Genomic DNA, 17993 nt, shown 5'->3' on the forward strand with positions numbered 1-17993 from the left:
CTTTTAATATATAATGCAATTTATATGCCAAAAAAAGATTGATGAAATTTATCTATTCATTTGAAAACATTTTCCCTGTATTGGTGAATAATGCTAACTTTTGAATACACCTTATAGATAAATAAAATATAATTAATTTATTTCTGAAATTTATTGCATGCAACATTTTGCACAAAAATCAATTTGTGCAAAATGTTGCAATTAAACAATATTGTATTTTTCTAATTTGTAATATAGACTCCTTATGGAGATGTCTAAAATTTTTGCAGCTTTAGTCTTATTGCCTTCAAATCTATTTAATATATGAATTAAATACTCTTTTTCTTTATTTTCTAATATAGTTTTTAAAGATTCTGGTGTTTTTTGTGATGTGAATTCATCATTGTTAAGAAACTGGTTTTTTTCAATATAGTTCTCAGTTATTTTAGGTAAGTGTCTTTTTTCTATTTTATATTCATTTACTTTCATATTTATTATTGATCTACCTATTACATTTTCTAACTCTCTAACATTTCCTGGCCAATCATGCAATGAAAGTATCTCTAATGCTAAATCAGAAATTTCTACTACTGCTCTTCCATATTCTTGATTTAACTTTCTTATAGAATTATATACTAAATCTTGTAAATCTTCTTTTCTATATCTAAGTGCTGGAATATGAATAGGTAACACATTTAATCTATAATATAAATCTTCTCGAAATCTGGATTCTTTTACTGCTTTTTCTAAATCCATATTAGTAGCTCCTATTATCCTAACATTTATATCTATAGGTTTTGTAGCCCCTACTTTTATTATTTCTTTCTCTTGTAACACTCTAAGTAGTTTTACTTGAATGTTTGGACTTACTTCTCCTATTTCATCTAAGAAAATAGTCCCTCCAGAGGCTTGTTCAAATAATCCTTTCTTGCCTCCCTTTTTAGCTCCAGTAAATGCCCCTTCCTCGTATCCAAAAAGTTCTGACTCAAGAAGTGATTCACTTATTGCAGCACAATTAACCTTTATAAATTGATTAAATTTCCTATCACTTTCATTATGAATTGCATGTGCAAATAATTCTTTTCCAGTTCCACTTTCTCCTCTTAATAATACTGTAGCAGGTACTTTAGCCGCTTTTCTTGCTTTTTCTATTGCATTTTTTAAGAGTCTATTTTCTCCTACAATATCCTCAAAAGTGTATTTTGCTTCTAAGCTTCTAATTATTTTCTTTGCAAGTTTTAATTCATTTGTAACTTTCACAATATCAGATAAATCATGTAATACTCCTACACTTCCTCTTAATTCATTATCAACAATTATAGGAGCTGCAGTAGCAATTACTTCTTTACCCATTGGTCCTACTTTCATTTTAGCATTTTTAATTTTTTTCTTTGTTTCTAGTACCTTTAAATGTATACTCTCCCCTTCTGCTATATCTGCAGTAGCAATCTTACCTATTATATCTTTTTCACTTAATCCAGTAAGTTTAGTATAAGCGGGATTAATCATTAGATTAATTCCATTTTGATCTACTACAGATATTGCATCTTGAGTTGAATAAAAAATAGCTTCTAACATTGATTGTACTTCTTTTAAATTAGTTACTTGACTTGCAAGTTCTTTTATATCAGTTATATCTCTAAATACGGCTACTGCTCCAATGATTTCACCTTTTTCATTTATAACTGGCATTCTATTAGTAATTATTTTTATATTTCCTAAATCCTGTTTGCGATTTAATTCAAAATCTCCTGTTTCTAATATATGATTAAGTCTTGTATTTAAAATTACCTTTTTCACTTCTCTATTTAAAGCATATTCCTTATTTATACCAGTCAGCTTTTCTGCAGCTTTATTAAAAAGAGTAATCACCCCATATTTATTTACTGCAATCATAGCATCATGAGTTGAATTTAATATAACTTCAAGTTCTTTCCTCAAACTATCAAATCCTTATTATTCAGTATTTTCATCTTGGATATTATTATCTTCTGAACCTTCGTCTTCATCTTCAGATTCATCTTTTACTTCAACTACTATTTTTAGAGTTTTAGGATCTATACTTTCTAATATAACTCCTTCAGGTGTGTTAACTTCTATATCTACAGTATGTTCTCCCTCAGATATATCTTTCAGATCTATAAATAATTCAAAATCATTTTTATCTAAGTCTTTCATTATATCTTCAAGTGCAGTGATTGAAATACTTACATTTGTATCATCTTCTGATTCTGCTAATTTAAACTTTAATCCTTCATCTATGTTTTTAGCTTTTATATCATTTTTGTCAAATTCAAATGTATTTTTTTCATTTTCAGATATTTTTACATTTATTTTTAATTCTTTATCTCCTACTAAATATATCCCTTCTGGAAGGTCTAATTCTACTTGTTTATCTAAATCATCAGACTCATAACTAATGTCTATAGGTTTAGTTTTTATTGTTTCAACACCTTCTAAAACATCTTCTCTTCCTTTTATTGTTACTTTTTTTGGTTCTATTTCAACATCAGTTATTTCATGATCTACCAAAGGATTACCCTTTATTACTGGCTCTACGCTTACCTCTTTTAATTTTAATATAGATACTTCAACATTTACTGTATTAGGATCCTTTTCTAATCTAGATATTTCGTCACCATCACTATTTAAAAGTTTCATAGGCACAGTTCTTTTTATATCATTTTGTATACCATCTATATTTACATTTGCTCTTACTTTATCAACATTATTTACTATACTTCTAGGTCCTTTTACTAATACTTCTGACGGATTTATATCTATTTCACCTGCAGCATAACCATCTATAGGATCTCCTATTAATTCTACTGATATAGGCATTTGCTTCTCAATCAACTTATCAATATTTACTGTAAGTAATTCAGGTGAAGAATCTACTATTTCAGCATTATATAAGTCAGGTATTTTTATAGGAACTTTATTTATTCCTGCTCTATAACCTTTTAAATCAATGGTAGCTGTTATATCACTTGGTTTAATATTAATTACATCATTTCTTCGCCCTCTTACTTCTACTGTAATAGTATCATCACTTATATCCATAAGAGTTAAATTATTCTCTTCTAAACTTTCTTCATTTAATATTTCTACTTTTACATTGGATATTGGTTTTACTATTCTAGGATTAACTTCACTCATTACATAGGTCCACATGATGAAGGCAAAAAAAGCAGCAACTATTTTCATTGTAAAATTTTTATTTTTAAGATCTATCTTTTTCATATATATTCCTCCATCTGTCAATTAAACCTTGTTTCTTTTTAACATGATGTTTGTACATATTTTGAAGTATTTGTCTAAGTGTTTGTATATCCACATATCTGGACAATTTTCCTCTATCTGCTATAGAAATAGCCCCTGTTTCTTCTGAAACTACTATAGCTAATGCATCTGATCTTTCTGAAACCCCTAGAGCTGCTCTATGTCTTGTACCCAATTCCTTACTTATACTCATATTTTCACTTAAAGGTAATACACAACCAGCAGCTCTTATTGTATTATCTTTTATTATTACTGCGCCATCGTGGAGAGGAGTATTTGGAATAAATATGTTTATAAGAAGTCCACTAGAAACAGAACCTTTTATAATATTTCCAGTTTCAACAATTTCAGAAAGTCCAGTTTCTCTTTCAAAAACTATTAAAGCACCTATTTTTTGTCTTGAAAGTGAAGCGGAGGCTTCAACAATTTCTTCAATTACATGAGAGATATCTTCCTCTTTTATTTCAATAAAAGATTTGGTGAAAAATCTGCTCCTACCTATATACTCAAGTGCTCTTCTAAGTTCAGGCTGAAAAACTATTAAAAGTGCAATTACTCCCACAGTCATAGTTCTTTCTAATATCCAATTTGTTGTAAATAGTCTCAACCATTCACTCATTTTTGTAGCTACTAACAATACAACTATACCTTTTATAAGTTGTTCTGCTCTAGTTTCTCTAACTAAAGTATAAATCTTATAAAATGCAATTGCTACTATTATCATATCTATTATATCTCTTAATCCTATATTTAATATAAGCCCTCTAAAATACTCCAAACCTAACACCTCTATACTATTTTTGTTTTTGTCTATAATAAAATTATATTACATATTGTAAAAATTTAAAACCACTAAATATAACTATATGTTATTTATGTTATATTTATGATTAAAAAATTAGAGATATCTTTAGATATCTCTAATTAAATTATTCTACTATCTCTACCTTTTCCATTAAATCCATAGTTTGTTTATGTGAATTTTTTAATCTTTCTATTGTTCCTTGTGACAAAGTATCACTATCTATAAAATCTGCTATAGGAAGTATTCTATATTCATCTTTACCATTTTCAGGATATTTGTATACCCAAGTAGGAATATATCTTACATCCTCTATTATAGTTTCTTTGGTTTCTAAATCCTTTTTAAAATCGATATTAACAATTACACCATCTTCTGTATAAATATTATTTCTAGTATTTGGTAAGGTTTCTCTTCTTTGATTTGATATAAAATTTCCCATTGAATATATTATAAATTTATTTTCGCCATTTTTCTTTATTATTTCTGACCTTTGAATAACATGAGGATGACTACCTAATATAATATCTGCCCCCCACTCAAATATTTTATCTGCTAATTGCATTTGAGCTTCACTTGGTTCTCTACTATATTCATTGCCCCAATGTATAAAAACTACTACTTTATCTGATACATTTTTAGCTTTTTTGATATCTGCTTCCATTTTATCTTCAGCAATTAAATTAACCATATTATCTAATTCTTTAGAGTTTAATCTACTATCATTTCCATTTAAACCATAAGTATATGATAAAAATGATAATGTAATATCATTCTTTTCCTTTAATATAAATGGTCTATACTCTTCTTCACTAGTACCTATATAATCTAAACCATTATTTTCTATGTTTTTTATAGTGTTTAATATTCCTGTTTTACCAGTATCTAAAGAATGATTATTTGCAGTTGTTAATATATCAAATCCTGCATATTTTAAAGCATCTATAGTAGAGTCTGGACTATTAAATGAAGGATAACTTGATACGGGCATTTCACTTCCTGCTGTAGTAGTTTCAAAATTAGCTATTGCTATATCTGAATTTTCTAAGTGAGGTTTTACATTTTCAAATACTCTATTAAATTCATATTCTTTTGTATTATTATTATATGCAGATTTAAGTTGAGCACCATGAAACATAATATCCCCTGTAGCAGATAGTGAAAGTTCACTATGTTTTTCTATTTCTTCTTCTACTATATTATTTTCATCTTGTTCTTGACCCTTACTTTCATTTTGCTCTAATTTTTCACTATTATCTAAATCTGAACAACCAATAGTTATTGTAATAGTAAAGATAACTATAAATAAAATTGCTAAAACTTTTTTCAAATATATCACTTTCCTTTATCTTTTAGTAAAGTCCATAATGTACATAGTAATATCATCTTCCATTTGAGCTTCGCCTCTAAATTCAGTTAAATCATCGCATATTTTTTTCAAAAGCCCCTTAGAATTCAGGTAAGATTTATCTTTAATTAAATCTTTTAGCCTTGAAAGACCATATTGCTCCTTAGTATTATTAGTCTCTTCTATTACTCCATCAGTAAAAAACAGAATTCTATCTTCTCGTCCTAATTTTATTGTTTCATTATGATAATCAGGTACGAAAATACTTCCTAATTTACATATTGGAAATCCATCTTTAAGTTCTAATAATTGTATTTCACCATTATTTTTAATATGAATTGGATTACAATTAAGTCCTGCTGAAGAATACGTAAACTCACTTGTCTCTATATTTAAAACTCCATATAACATAACCATGTGAGTTTCTTCTGGAAAATCCGATTCATTAAACACTTCATAAAAATCTTTTAATACTTCTTTAGGATTTAAATAAAATTCCTTATCTTCTTCAACTTCAGCATCGAAAGGTGTTAATACTCTATCTGCAAATATAGTAAGCATTGCGGAAGATACACCATGCCCTGATACATCTATTAAAAACATACCTAAATTCTTTTCATCTATTTTAAAATATTTATATGAATCACCACTTAACTTTCCCCAAGGAATATATTCAGAGTAAAATTTAATACCTAAATGATTCTCATATTTTTTAGGCACTAATGCCATTTGTATTTGTTTTGCAGCATCTAGTTCTTTTAACATCTTATTATTCATATTTTTAAGCTTATAATTTGCTATAGCCATTTCCTTTGTTTTCTGCTTTGCAATATCTTCAAGCCTAATTACATGATTATTTAGTTGTTCTCTCATTTCAGAAGCTTTTCTATATGGATCTTTGATATTTTCAATAAATAAAACTCTAAATATAATAAAATAAGAAATAACCTTAAATACATGTCCTAATAAATTTATACTATCATGTACGTCTATATACATAGTAAATATTATTTCAGATGCTATTGCTATAGTTATAGCTATTAACATATTTCTAGTTAATATGCTATTTTTTTCTTTACTAGTTTTATAAATCACATACATACTTACAATTAAAAGTAACATTACAATATATTCTAATACTATTTTTGTCATAGTAAGTCCTGTCTTTTCATCAAAAAAAGTAGGAATTATACTTGAATTGTATATAACTAGATAACCTAATACAATTGTAAAAATAGTACTTAATAAAATAAAATATCTTTTATTTACTTTAGTTATAGTTTCTTTTTTAAAAATACTTGCACATAACAACCCTACTGCCATTATAATTCTTGCAAATATCCAGAATGATGTAGCTTTTTGTGATAAATTTTCTGTAAGAAACATAGGCATACCACTATAAGATAAGAAATGCATTATATCTAAAAGACCTACTATATAGAAAGTATTAGCAAATATAACATTTCTTATGCTATTGGTAAAATCATAAATATTGTACAATGCTAAAAATATAGAAAAGGATACTAATACACTTAGTATTTCAAATATTGTATGTAAAACTAAAAATAGTTGTTGATCTAAAAATATATTAAATACGCTACTAAATCTCACAAATATTATAATAATCATACACAGTATTGCAGTAATTATAGTGTGAAATTTAGTGACATTTGTATCTATATTAAATTTATTTGTGAACATTAATTGCCTCCCCAAATCTTAAAATTATATACCCCTGTTAACACTACACTTATTATACCAGAAAAAAATACAGAACAACAGTTTTTAAAAATTAAATTTTATACTTAATAAATTTTGTGAATTAATAAATTAATGTTATAATTAATTAATAGCTATTTAATTGCAATCTTATAACATAGGGGGAATGTTATGAAAAGCGATGTAATTATTATAGAAAATAAAAAAAGAAATATTGATATTATTAAAAATTTAATTTATGAAGAACTGGGAAGAAAAAATACTTCTGTCCATTTAGGTTTAAATGTTGAGAAAATATTATATATTGTAAAAAATAATTATATTGATTTAATAATCTTAAACTTAGATTCGAATTTAGAAGATATATTTAAAATTCTAGATAAAATAAATTACTTAATTAATAAACGAGAGTTTAATATTCCTATAATTGTCTATTCAAATTCATTTAATAAAGATACTGTTGAAAAATTATTTGAATTAGGTGCAATAGATTATTTCATTGACCCATTATCTTCAGATGAAAAACTATCAGTTCTTTCTTTTAAAATAAAAAATGCATTGAAAAATTATAAATATAATAAATACCAACTTAAAATTAATAATGAAAATAAAAAGCAATTGAAATTAGGTACTATACTTCAAAAGTCTTTAATGTTTAAATATAAAGAACTTCAAAATATAAAAATTACAGGACGATACATACCTTCAACTGCATTAGGTGGAGATTGCTACGATTCAATAGAAACAAATGGTAAAACATGGTTTATGATAGCTGATGTTATGGGACATGGGGCAAGTGCTGCAATGGTTTCATTTATGGTAAAAGCACTTTTTAATCAATTAGCAACTATGTATAAAACTCCTAAAAAGTTATTAGAAGAAATAAACACTACTTATTATAAAATGTTTGAAAATAAAAGCGATATTATCTTTTCTATATTCATAGGTACAATTTATAAAAATAAATTAACCTATTCTTCTGCTGGTCATCCTTATCCCATATTTTATGATAATGAAACTAATAATACTGAATTTCTATCCAATAATAATATATTAATAGGTATCACCCCAAATTCAAATTTTTCTCAAAAAACAAGAATTATAAATAAAGGAGATATCGTATTTTTATATACTGATGGTTTATATGAACAAATTCCTGATATGCGTGATATAAACTTAATAAATATGTATATTCAAAATAATAAAGATATCCTTATAACAAATCAAGAATTATTTATGGATAATATCATAAAACAATTCAATGATACTGAACAATTTGAAGATGATGTAGCTATTTTAGCAGTAAAAAAGAAGTAAGGAAACCTTACTTCTTTTTTACTTTGTAAATGCTGTGAATTTTTCTCTTTTTGCTCCACATATAGGACATACATCTGGAGCACCATCTATAGCTGTGAATCCGCACACATCACAAATATGTACATCTTCTATATCATAATCTTCGCCTTTATCTACTGATTTTTTTGCTTCTAAATATAATCTTTCATGTACTTTTTCTGCTTCAAGAGCATAATGCATTGAAGTTATTGCTGCTCTTTCTTTTTGCATTTTAGCAACTTCTAGATATGCAGGATACATTTGATGAATTTCAAAATGTTCACCATCTGCTGCACCTTGTAAGTTTTCAGAAGTAGTACCTATACCAAATCCACCCATTGATGCAACTAAATAATCGCCATCTACATTTGCAAGGGCAGTAAAGTGATTAGTAGCATGTACTTCTTCTGCATAAGATATTGCAATAAATAACCTTGCAACATTTGGGAAACCTTCTTTTTCTGCCTTATCAGCCCATATTCTATATCTCATATGTGCTTGTGATTCCCCACCATAAGCAGATCTTAAATTTTCAGCTGTCATTTCATTCATAATAAAACTCCTCCCTTTAATGTTAATAATATATCTTGCCAATAATCTTATACCCAGAATATCTTTATAAAAACATATATCATATTAAATAAATAATTTTTTTACAATGTCTCCTACTTTTATTTCTCCAGTTTTTATTACTGTTGCAAAAGCTACATTGTATTTCAAAATGCATTCCTCTTTTTCTTTGATTAATACACATTCATCAAAACATCTTTTCCCCACTTTTTTTAGCTGGATAATTGCATTTCCTATTTCAAATTTTTGATTTTCATTTAATAATTTCCCATCTATTCCTTCCAGAAGAATATTTTCATAAAATTTTTTTATACATAGACCTCTATAGTCTTTTTTTCTTATTTCTTTTTTACTATTTATAAAAAGAATAGATACCTGTCGTTTTCCTATATTATAATTAAGGTCATCTACGATACCTTTGTTTTCTATAAGATATAATTTATTAGTTTTATTAACTTTTCCAAATTCATCTTTATATTTAAGTTCAATTATACTCAATCTATCATCACTAATTCACCTGAATTTTCTAAACTATAACCTCCAAGGTTTTCAACTCTTTGTTTGAATTCTTCTGATTTTAATGTATCTATGAATTTTTTTATAATGACATTTTCTAAATCTTTTTCTCTAACTAAAAAATCATAATCTTCATCTGTGACTTTTATAAAATCTAATTCTAAAGCTTTTGCAGCTGAATATATTCCAATTCCTACATCTGCTCCTCCTGTTTTAATCCCTGTAGCTACAGCCATATGAGTATTTAATTCTCTTTTATATCCTTTTATATCTTCTGGTTTTATATTATTTAATTTCAAATTATAATCAAATAATACTCTAGTTCCTGCTCCTCTTTGTCTATTTATATAGGATATATCTTTTCTTTTTAAATCATTAAAGTCTTTTATGTTTTTAGGATTCCCCTTTTGAACAATAAATCCTTGTTCTCTCTTAACCCCTTTTATAAGTGCCATCTTTTCATCTTTAAAATATTTTTTCACATAACTAATATTATATTCCCCTGTGTTTTCATCTAAAAGATGTATTGGAGATATATGACACTCTCCTCTTTTAATAGAAAGTATTCCACCCATACTTCCGACATGCCCTGAAGTTAATCTAATCATATCTCCTAAAATATCCATTATTAAATCATGACTTCCTATTGAAACCATAGTATTTTCTATTCTATTAAGAGGTTTATATAATTCTACCTCTATTTCATCCCCTGCTTCTACTCCTTCTATATTTCTAGGTATAATTGCTACCCCATCAGCTTTTACCAAACTCATAGTAGCCCCTGCATTACTAGAAAGTGGAGTTGCTATTAACTTATCTCCTACAAACCCAAGGGTAACTCTAACTAATTCTTCATTTTTAAAAGAGGATACTATTCTTTTTGAAATTTTAGCACTTATTATATCTCTTTTAACTTCATATTCTCCAAAAAAATATTTTATTAATGGTTTTACAAATTTATCAAATACTAAATATGACGACACAGGATATCCTGGAATACCTATTACTGGTTTTTTATTTATTATTCCAAGTATAGTAGGTTTCCCTGGTTTCATAGCTATACCATGAACTATTAATTGTCCTAATTCTTCTATTAAGTTTACAGTATAATCTTTAGAACCTGCAGATGATCCTGCATTTATAAGCAAAATATCATTTTCTTCTATACCTTTTAACACAGCTTTTTTTAGTAAATTATAGTCATCTTTTACTGGAGAATATCTATTAGGAATTGCTCCTAATTTTTCTATTTCTGATTTAAATACTCTTGAATTAGAATCTATAATTTTACCTTCTTTTAAATCTGTTATGTTTTCTATAATTTCTGTACCAGTTGGTATAATTCCAACTTTAGGTTTTTTATAAACCTTTATCTTCTCTATCCCACCTGATAAAAGAGCACCTAAATCTAAAGGACGTATTTTATGCTTAGATGGTATTATCATTTCTGTTGCAACAATATCTTCTCCAATTTGGCGTATATGTTGCCAAGGATAAGCAGATTTTAATATTTTAACTTTACAATCTTTTAATTCTATTACATCTTCTATCATAATTACTGAATCATATGGCTCTTTTATTATATTGCCAGTATTAATATACAAAAAATCTTTATTCTCTTCTAATACAATAGGACTTATTTCTGTAGCTTCTATAGTATCACCTGATTTTACAGCAATCCCATCCATAGCTGCTGCATTATAATTTGGTGAAGAATATTTTGCATATATAGGTTCATATGTTACTCTATCTACTGAATCAACTACATCTATTTCTTCACATTCAAATTTTATATTCAATTTTTTATAATACTTAATTTTAGCTTCTTCTACAGCAATATTATCTATATAAGTATTTCTTTTCATATTTTACATCTCCTATAATAAATATACCTTTCTTGTTTCCCCTTTATTTATACCTTCTTCATATTCATCAATTATTATGTAACCATTAGAATTTGATAATAAACTTATCATACCCGATTTACCAAAACTAGGAGATATGTGATATTCATCTTCATGTTTTTTTATGTTCACCATTTGATAAGTCTTTTTTCCAGGAGATGAAGCAAAATTATAATCTACTTTTGCTAATATACTTGGAATTATTTTTTCTACATTAAGTTTTTTGTATATAAAATATTCTACTAAAGCTTTAAATATAACTATAGATGATACAGGATGCCCTGGAAGCCCCACTACTAACTTATTCTTAATCTTTCCTATTATAGTAGGTTTCCCAGGTTTTATAGATATACCATGTACAAAAACTTCACTATCATCAAATGAATTTATAACATTATAAGTGTAATCTCTAGTTCCTACAGAACTTCCTCCTGAAATAAGTAAAATATCAGAAATTCCTAATGCTCTATTTACTTCATCTTTTAATATACTATAATTATCTTTTACTATAGATTTTCCTACCACTTCACAATTAATATTTTCTATAGAGCTTTTAAGAGTATAAGAATTTATATCTCTAATTTTACCAATACTTAATTCCTCGTGAATATCTATTATTTCATCTCCAGTAGAGATTATAAAAAACTTTGGTTTTTTATATACTTCTAAACTTTTTATTCCAAGTGCTGCCATAACACCTATATCTTCAGGATTTAATGCTTTTTTCTTTTTAAGTGCTATATTTCCTTTTTTTATATCATCACCTTTAAATATTATATTTTCTCCCTTGGATATAGCTTTTTGTATCAACAGAGTATGTTCATCCATCTTTTCAGTATTTTCTATCATAATTACTCCATCTGCACCTTCAGGAATCATGCCCCCTGTAGGTACAGATATGGCTTCTCCTGAATTAACTTCTAAATCAGTATACTCTCCCATTTCTACTTGTCCTACAATATTTAATATACTTGGTATAGAATCGTTTGCCCCATGACTATCATTTACTTTAATAGCATATCCATCAACAGTTGAACGATTAAATTCAGGCACATTAATAGAAGAATATAAGTCCTTAGATAATATTCTTCTATTAGCATTTAAAATATCTACTTTTTCTGTTTGAAATGTAAAATCTTTAAATTTTTCTAAAGTAAGTTCCCTTGCTCTCTCTACTGTTACTGCATTAAAAAAATCCATTTAATCACTCTCTTCTTTATGCTTTAATTAATTATATCACAATTTTCCGAATTTTTAACCCCCACCTACTGGTGGAAATAAGGAAATAATATCTCCATTTTTAACTTCTCTATCAAGGGATCCATCTATTCCATTTAAAAGACCAAGACTTACTTCATTTTCATTAATTTCTAATTTTTTTACTATATCTTTTATAGTAGTTTCTTCTTCAATTTCTAAAAAATACTTTTTATCTCTTCCTTCTCTAAATGTAGCAAAAAGCCTAACTTCTATATTCATAATATTGTTACCTCCTAAAATATCAAGGTCCCCTATGGGACCTTGTATTATGCCATTTCTTTTTCAACATACTTTTTATATTCAGATAACCCTAATTTTTCTAATGTTTCTTCAGTAGGAACACCTTGTTCATCCCATCCTCTTACTGAATAATATTCTGGTAATAATTCATCTAACCTATGAACATGACCCTTAGATGGACCATTAGAAATAGGATCTTTTAACAATCTCTTTGGCAATTTATCTTGTGAGCTATCTATTCCTTCTCTTAAATTAAATAATTTTTCTAAATTCCAAATTCTCTCTCCAGCTTGAAGAAGTGAATCATTGTCATAAACATCACCTACAACAGCATTATACATATCTACATAATCAGGAAGTCCGAGTCCAAATGTAGTAAAGACACAAAGTCCAATTGCATCAATTACAGCTGTTAGATCTAAGAATATTTTAGTATAAGCAGCTTTTCCTTCAATAGAAAATCTATCTAACTTTTCAGGATATCCGAGTATTTCAGGGCTTATCATATATCCTTTAATATGACATCCCCCTCTATTGTTTACTGCATAAGTCAAACCATGACCTTGAACTCCACGGGGATCATATGCTGCTATTTCTTGTTTTTTAACACTCATTGAAATTTCAGGTGCTCCATAATATTCACAAAGTCTAGCTGATCCTTCTGATAGCTTCTTTCCAAATCCTTCTCTTTTACCCATTTTTTCAGTCCAACCTATTACAGCATCTTTATCTCCCCATTTTAGACTTAATCCATCTTCTGCTATATCCTCATATTTAATATATCCTTTTTCATATAATTCCATAGCTGCTGCAATTGTAGCTCCAACTGAAATAGTATCCATTCCATATTCATTACAAAGTTCATTTGATATATTTATAGTTTCTAAATCATATATGTCACAATTTGAACCAAATGACCAAAGAGTCTCATATTCAGGCCCACCAATGACTCTACCATCCTTAGTTTTTATAACACGACCACAACCTATAGGACAAGCAAAACATGCTGATTTTTTCAATAATGGTCCTTCTTTTAAAGATTCACCTGATATTTTATCTGCATCGTCTGTATAAGACTGTTGAAAGTTCTTAACAGGCAATATTCCATTTTCATTTATAATATTTACAAGTACAGCACTACCGTAAGTAGGTAGACCATTTCCTGCTACAGGATCTTCTTTTAATGTTTTCACCTTTAACTTAGTGACTTCCTTAGTTTTGTTTTTATCGTATAAAAGCACTTTTTTAGTTCCATTAGCTACAATAGCTTTTAAATTTTTAGAGCCCATTACAGCACCAACACCACCACGACCAGCTGCTCTATCTATATCATTCATTACTGAGCCTAAAAGAGATAATTTTTCTCCAGCAGGCCCTATTGCAAGTACTTTTCCCTTTGCTTCTTGATTCAATATTTCAGTAGTTTCAGATAATGTTTTACCCCATATATGATTTGCATCTCTGATTTCAACTGTTTCATCATCTACATATAAATATACTGGTTTTTCAGATTTCCCCTCAAATATCACTAAATCATATCCAGCTGCCTTAAATTTAGGTCCCCAATGTCCCCCTGAATTTGATATAGCAATAGTACCTGTAAGAGGTGATTTAGTAATAACCATATACCTACCAGAAGTAGGTAAAGGTGCCCCTGTAAGTCCTCCTGTAGCAATTATAAGTTTATTTTCTTCACTAAATGGATCTATACCAGCTTCAACTTCATCCATCATAATTTTAACTCCAATACCTCTTGAACCTAAATACTTCTTTGATACTTCAAAATCTAAATTTTCTGTGTTAACTTTTCTATTTGTCAAATCTACCCTTAAAAGTTTACCCATATAACCATACATAAAAATACCTCCTTTTTATATATGATATTGCAAGAATGAAGCCAATTTTAAGAATAGCTTATATACTATATTACAGAATATTCAATTTATTTTTGTTCCAATATGGTATATTTATATATACCATATTGGAACAAGTGATCCATTATTATATAATACTCTTATCCGTATAGAATCAGATTCTCTTCCTATTTAACCTTATATCTAATTACAAAAATCAGTTCAATTCACCTCTTAACTTAGGGTTTAGCACATATTTTAGTATCTTAAATACTGTAGTTATTAAAAAGTAAAGAAAAGCTATCATAATCCCCATTGCCATAACCACTTTGATTTCACCTAACTCATAATTTTTAAACATAATATATGCAAGACCTGGATATGCAAACATATACTCTACTACTACAAGAGTGGATATTATAATAGTTGCTATAGCTGAAAATGAATCTAATAAATCCATTATTGCGTTTCTAAGTACATGAATATATATTATTCTCCTATTTGAAGCACCTTTGCCTAAAGCCGTTTTAACATAATTTTTTTCAAAATTTTGATCTATTGAAAGTGATGTTATTCTAGCAATATAACTCATGGGTATAAGAGTTAATGAAAGTATAGGAAGAATCATATGCCTTATTTCACCATATCCTGCTGCTGGTACTACTTTTATTCCATTTCTATATAATATTACAGCTAAAAACTGTAATACTAATATCAAAAATACATCTGGCATAGCAAGTATTGTAAGAGTAGATAATGTTTTTAAATTTGAAGAATATCTCTTTTCTCTTTTGCTATCAAATATTCCTTTAAGTATTCCAAATACTATGGCAAAGAAAAGAGAAAATGAAAGTAAAATTGCTGAATTTTTAAAGCTTGATTCTACAAAATTAAATATATCTTTATTTGTATTACTAGTTCCAAATGTGCCTGATAAAAGAGTTTCATAATAGTCAAATACATTTTTAAGAATTGCTTTAAACTCTATATTTGTTTCAAAGCTTTTTTCTCCTAAAGGAAGTACTATAAAATTATCAGGGGTCAAATTTAATACTGAAAGTATAAGTGTAAGGGTAACAAACCCTATTATTATATTTAAAAGTATTTTTAATATAAGTTTTTTATTTATATTCAATTTTCTCTCCCCCTTTAGAATTTTCTATTACTTTTTCATCTAAAAAACAAGCTGATTTATGATTTTCTCCAACTTCTGTAAGTTTTGGTTCTAACTTTTCACATATATCCATTTTATATGGACAGCGTGTATGAAATACACATCCTGAAGGTGTATTTATAGGACTTGGTATTTCTCCTTTTAATATTATCCTTTTATGCTCTATTTCAGGATCAGGATGTGGAAATGCTGATATGAGTGCTTCTGTATATGGATGTTTTGGAGAGTTATATATATCATCTACTTTTCCTATTTCCATTAATTTTCCTAAATACATTACCCCTACAGTATTAGATACATGTCTTACTACATTTAAACCATGGGCTATAAATAAATATGTTAAACTATATTCTTTTTGTAAATCTGTAAGTAAATTTAATATTTTTGATTGAATTGAAACATCTAATGCTGAAACTGGCTCATCACATAGTATAAATTTTGGTCTTGTAGATATAGCTTTAGCTATACCTATTCTCTGCCTTTGACCACCACTAAATTCATGAGGGAATTTTTTCATATCTTTTGATGAAAGTCCTACTATATTAAGTAGTCTCTTTACTTCTTTTTCTCTTTCAAATCTAGGTACTATATTATGTATTTTAAGTGGTTCTGTTAATATATCTTCTATTATCATCTTTGGGTCTAATGCCCACGATGCATCTTGAAATATTATTTGTAAATCTTTTCTCATCTTTCTAAATTTAGCTTTAGAATACTTATATATATCTTCACCTTCTACATATACACTACCACTAGTAGGACTTAGCAACCTCAGCATCAAAAGTCCTGTAGTACTTTTCCCCGATCCACTTTCACCAACTAAACCAAATGTTTCTCCTTTATTTATACCAAAAGAAATCCCATCCACTGCTTTTAATGTTTTTTCATTTTTAAATATATTTGAATTATTTATATTAAAATATTTCTTTAAATTCTGAATTTCTATTAATTTTTCATTACTCATTATTACTGTCCTCCTCATAATGCCAACATCTTACAAAATGACCCTTTTTATATTCTAAGAGTTTTGGATTATTATCTATACATTTATCCATACGTCTACCGCACCTTGGATAAAAAGCACATCCCTTTTCTTTAGTTTCTAAATCTGGTACATTTCCTTTAATAGTATAAAGTTCTTTTGTAGGATCATTTAATCTTGGTATGCATTTCATAAGAGACACTGTATATGGATGAAGTGGATTTTTATATAATTCCTTTGTATATGAAATCTCTCGTATCTTTCCACTATACATTACCATTATCCTATCAGCTATATTTGTAACTACTCCTAAATCATGTGTTATAAATAATACTGACATATTTAATTCACTTTTTAGACTCTTTATAAGCTCTAATATTTCAGCTTGGATTGTAACATCAAGTGCTGTAGTAGGTTCATCTGCTATTAAAAGTTTTGGATTACAAATTAGTGCCATGGCAATCATTACCCTTTGTCTCATACCACCACTTAATTCATATGGATATGAATTATATCTCTTTTCAGGTTCTGGTATGTCTACTTTTCTTAAAAGTTCTATAGCTTTACCCTTTGCATCACTACCCTTTATATTAGTATGAATTTTTAATACTTCTTTTATTTGATAACCTATTTTTAACATAGGATTTAGCGAAGTCATAGGCTCTTGATATATCATGGATATATCTTTTCCTCTTATGTGTTTAAGTTCTTTATTCTTTTTTTGTAATAAATCTTCTCCTTCAAATATTACTTGTCCATTTACTATTTTACCTGGTGGAATAGGTACTATTCCCATTATAGATTTAGCAGTTACAGATTTTCCACTACCTGATTCACCTATTAAGGCCACTATTTCACCTTTTTTTATATTAAATGACACATCATCTACTGCATGAATAGTCTTATTTTCTAATTTGAAATATGTTGTAAGATTTTTCACTTCAAGCAAATTTTCCATAATATCGCCCCTTTTCCTATACTTCTTATATTCTATAAAAGGTTTAATATTCCTTTTTTATTTAGGTTGTA

The 17993-nt window shown here is 27.6% G+C and carries 15 protein-coding genes; 1 reads left to right on the plus strand and 14 read right to left on the minus strand.

Going from position 1 to position 17993, the window contains the following annotated elements:
* Window positions 1-201: 201 nt before the first annotated feature.
* From E0D94_RS11880 to E0D94_RS11900, 5 genes are all read right to left on the minus strand, one after another.
* Window positions 202-1920, minus strand: a complete 1719-nt coding sequence (locus tag E0D94_RS11880; RefSeq protein WP_130807781.1) for a sigma-54 interaction domain-containing protein — start codon at window positions 1918-1920, stop codon at window positions 202-204.
* A 15-nt stretch (window positions 1921-1935) separates the two neighbouring features.
* Window positions 1936-3222 (minus strand): CdaR family protein, encoded by a 1287-nt coding sequence (locus E0D94_RS11885; RefSeq protein ID WP_130807782.1) that lies wholly within the window; start codon window positions 3220-3222, stop codon window positions 1936-1938.
* Complete coding sequence (gene cdaA, locus E0D94_RS11890; protein WP_341274575.1) at window positions 3203-4048, minus strand: diadenylate cyclase CdaA; 846 nt, start codon at window positions 4046-4048, stop codon at window positions 3203-3205. The genes E0D94_RS11885 and cdaA overlap by 20 nt, the downstream gene beginning before the upstream one ends.
* 142 nt (window positions 4049-4190) lie before the next feature.
* Window positions 4191-5393, minus strand: a complete 1203-nt coding sequence (locus tag E0D94_RS11895; protein WP_130807784.1) for a CapA family protein — start codon at window positions 5391-5393, stop codon at window positions 4191-4193.
* Window positions 5394-5408: 15 nt separating this feature from the next.
* A complete protein-coding gene (locus E0D94_RS11900; RefSeq protein ID WP_130807785.1) occupies window positions 5409-7112 on the minus strand; it encodes an MASE3 domain-containing protein in 1704 nt (567 codons plus the stop codon).
* A gap of 189 nt (window positions 7113-7301) precedes the next feature.
* Between E0D94_RS11900 and E0D94_RS11905 the strand changes: the two genes are divergently transcribed.
* The gene (locus tag E0D94_RS11905; RefSeq protein ID WP_130807786.1) at window positions 7302-8447 is read left to right on the plus strand and encodes a fused response regulator/phosphatase; all 1146 of its coding nucleotides are present in this window, start codon (window positions 7302-7304) and stop codon (window positions 8445-8447) included.
* A gap of 18 nt (window positions 8448-8465) precedes the next feature.
* On the opposite strand, the gene E0D94_RS11910 is transcribed toward E0D94_RS11905, so the two are convergent.
* The 9 genes from E0D94_RS11910 to E0D94_RS11950 all read right to left on the minus strand — a co-directional run bounded on the left by E0D94_RS11910 (window position 8466) and on the right by E0D94_RS11950 (window position 17922).
* Window positions 8466-9017: a rubrerythrin family protein gene (locus E0D94_RS11910; protein ID WP_130807787.1), complete on the minus strand. Its 552-nt coding sequence runs from the start codon at window positions 9015-9017 to the stop codon at window positions 8466-8468.
* 84 nt (window positions 9018-9101) lie between these two features.
* Window positions 9102-9533: an MOSC domain-containing protein gene (locus E0D94_RS11915; protein WP_130807788.1), complete on the minus strand. Its 432-nt coding sequence runs from the start codon at window positions 9531-9533 to the stop codon at window positions 9102-9104.
* Window positions 9530-11416, minus strand: a complete 1887-nt coding sequence (locus E0D94_RS11920) for a molybdopterin biosynthesis protein (protein ID WP_130807789.1) — start codon at window positions 11414-11416, stop codon at window positions 9530-9532. Before E0D94_RS11920 ends, E0D94_RS11915 begins: the two co-directional genes overlap by 4 nt.
* A 12-nt stretch (window positions 11417-11428) precedes the next feature.
* The gene (locus tag E0D94_RS11925) at window positions 11429-12655 is read right to left on the minus strand and encodes a molybdopterin molybdotransferase MoeA (protein WP_130807790.1); all 1227 of its coding nucleotides are present in this window, start codon (window positions 12653-12655) and stop codon (window positions 11429-11431) included.
* 54 nt (window positions 12656-12709) lie between these two features.
* Window positions 12710-12934, minus strand: a complete 225-nt coding sequence (locus E0D94_RS11930; RefSeq protein ID WP_130807791.1) for a MoaD/ThiS family protein — start codon at window positions 12932-12934, stop codon at window positions 12710-12712.
* Window positions 12935-12981: 47 nt separating this feature from the next.
* Complete coding sequence (locus E0D94_RS11935) at window positions 12982-14811, minus strand: aldehyde ferredoxin oxidoreductase family protein (RefSeq protein ID WP_130807792.1); 1830 nt, start codon at window positions 14809-14811, stop codon at window positions 12982-12984.
* Between the two features lie 214 nt (window positions 14812-15025).
* Window positions 15026-15943 (minus strand): ABC transporter permease subunit, encoded by a 918-nt coding sequence (locus E0D94_RS11940; RefSeq protein WP_165442962.1) that lies wholly within the window; start codon window positions 15941-15943, stop codon window positions 15026-15028.
* Complete coding sequence (locus E0D94_RS11945) at window positions 15930-16946, minus strand: ABC transporter ATP-binding protein (protein WP_130807794.1); 1017 nt, start codon at window positions 16944-16946, stop codon at window positions 15930-15932. Before E0D94_RS11945 ends, E0D94_RS11940 begins: the two co-directional genes overlap by 14 nt.
* Complete coding sequence (locus tag E0D94_RS11950; RefSeq protein WP_130807795.1) at window positions 16939-17922, minus strand: ABC transporter ATP-binding protein; 984 nt, start codon at window positions 17920-17922, stop codon at window positions 16939-16941. Before E0D94_RS11950 ends, E0D94_RS11945 begins: the two co-directional genes overlap by 8 nt.
* Between the last annotated feature and the right edge of the window lie 71 nt (window positions 17923-17993).

It is taken from the genome of Senegalia massiliensis, from assembly GCF_900626135.1.
GTDB lineage: Bacteria > Bacillota > Clostridia > Tissierellales > SIT17 > Anaeromonas > Anaeromonas massiliensis.

What these genes read in the sequence shown, in the direction of transcription:
- E0D94_RS11905 (WP_130807786.1), top strand. Translation starts at nt 7,302, where the DNA reads ATGAAAAGCGATGTAATTATTATAGAAAATAAAAAAAGAAATATTGAT.
- E0D94_RS11950 (WP_130807795.1), bottom strand. Translation starts at nt 17,922, where the DNA reads ATGGAAAATTTGCTTGAAGTGAAAAATCTTACAACATATTTCAAATTA.
- E0D94_RS11885 (WP_130807782.1), bottom strand. Translation starts at nt 3,222, where the DNA reads ATGAAAAAGATAGATCTTAAAAATAAAAATTTTACAATGAAAATAGTT.
- E0D94_RS11910 (WP_130807787.1), bottom strand. Translation starts at nt 9,017, where the DNA reads ATGAATGAAATGACAGCTGAAAATTTAAGATCTGCTTATGGTGGGGAA.
- E0D94_RS11935 (WP_130807792.1), bottom strand. Translation starts at nt 14,811, where the DNA reads ATGTATGGTTATATGGGTAAACTTTTAAGGGTAGATTTGACAAATAGA.
- E0D94_RS11930 (WP_130807791.1), bottom strand. Translation starts at nt 12,934, where the DNA reads ATGAATATAGAAGTTAGGCTTTTTGCTACATTTAGAGAAGGAAGAGAT.
- E0D94_RS11920 (WP_130807789.1), bottom strand. Translation starts at nt 11,416, where the DNA reads ATGAAAAGAAATACTTATATAGATAATATTGCTGTAGAAGAAGCTAAA.
- E0D94_RS11900 (WP_130807785.1), bottom strand. Translation starts at nt 7,112, where the DNA reads ATGTTCACAAATAAATTTAATATAGATACAAATGTCACTAAATTTCAC.
- E0D94_RS11925 (WP_130807790.1), bottom strand. Translation starts at nt 12,655, where the DNA reads ATGGATTTTTTTAATGCAGTAACAGTAGAGAGAGCAAGGGAACTTACT.
- E0D94_RS11945 (WP_130807794.1), bottom strand. Translation starts at nt 16,946, where the DNA reads ATGAGTAATGAAAAATTAATAGAAATTCAGAATTTAAAGAAATATTTT.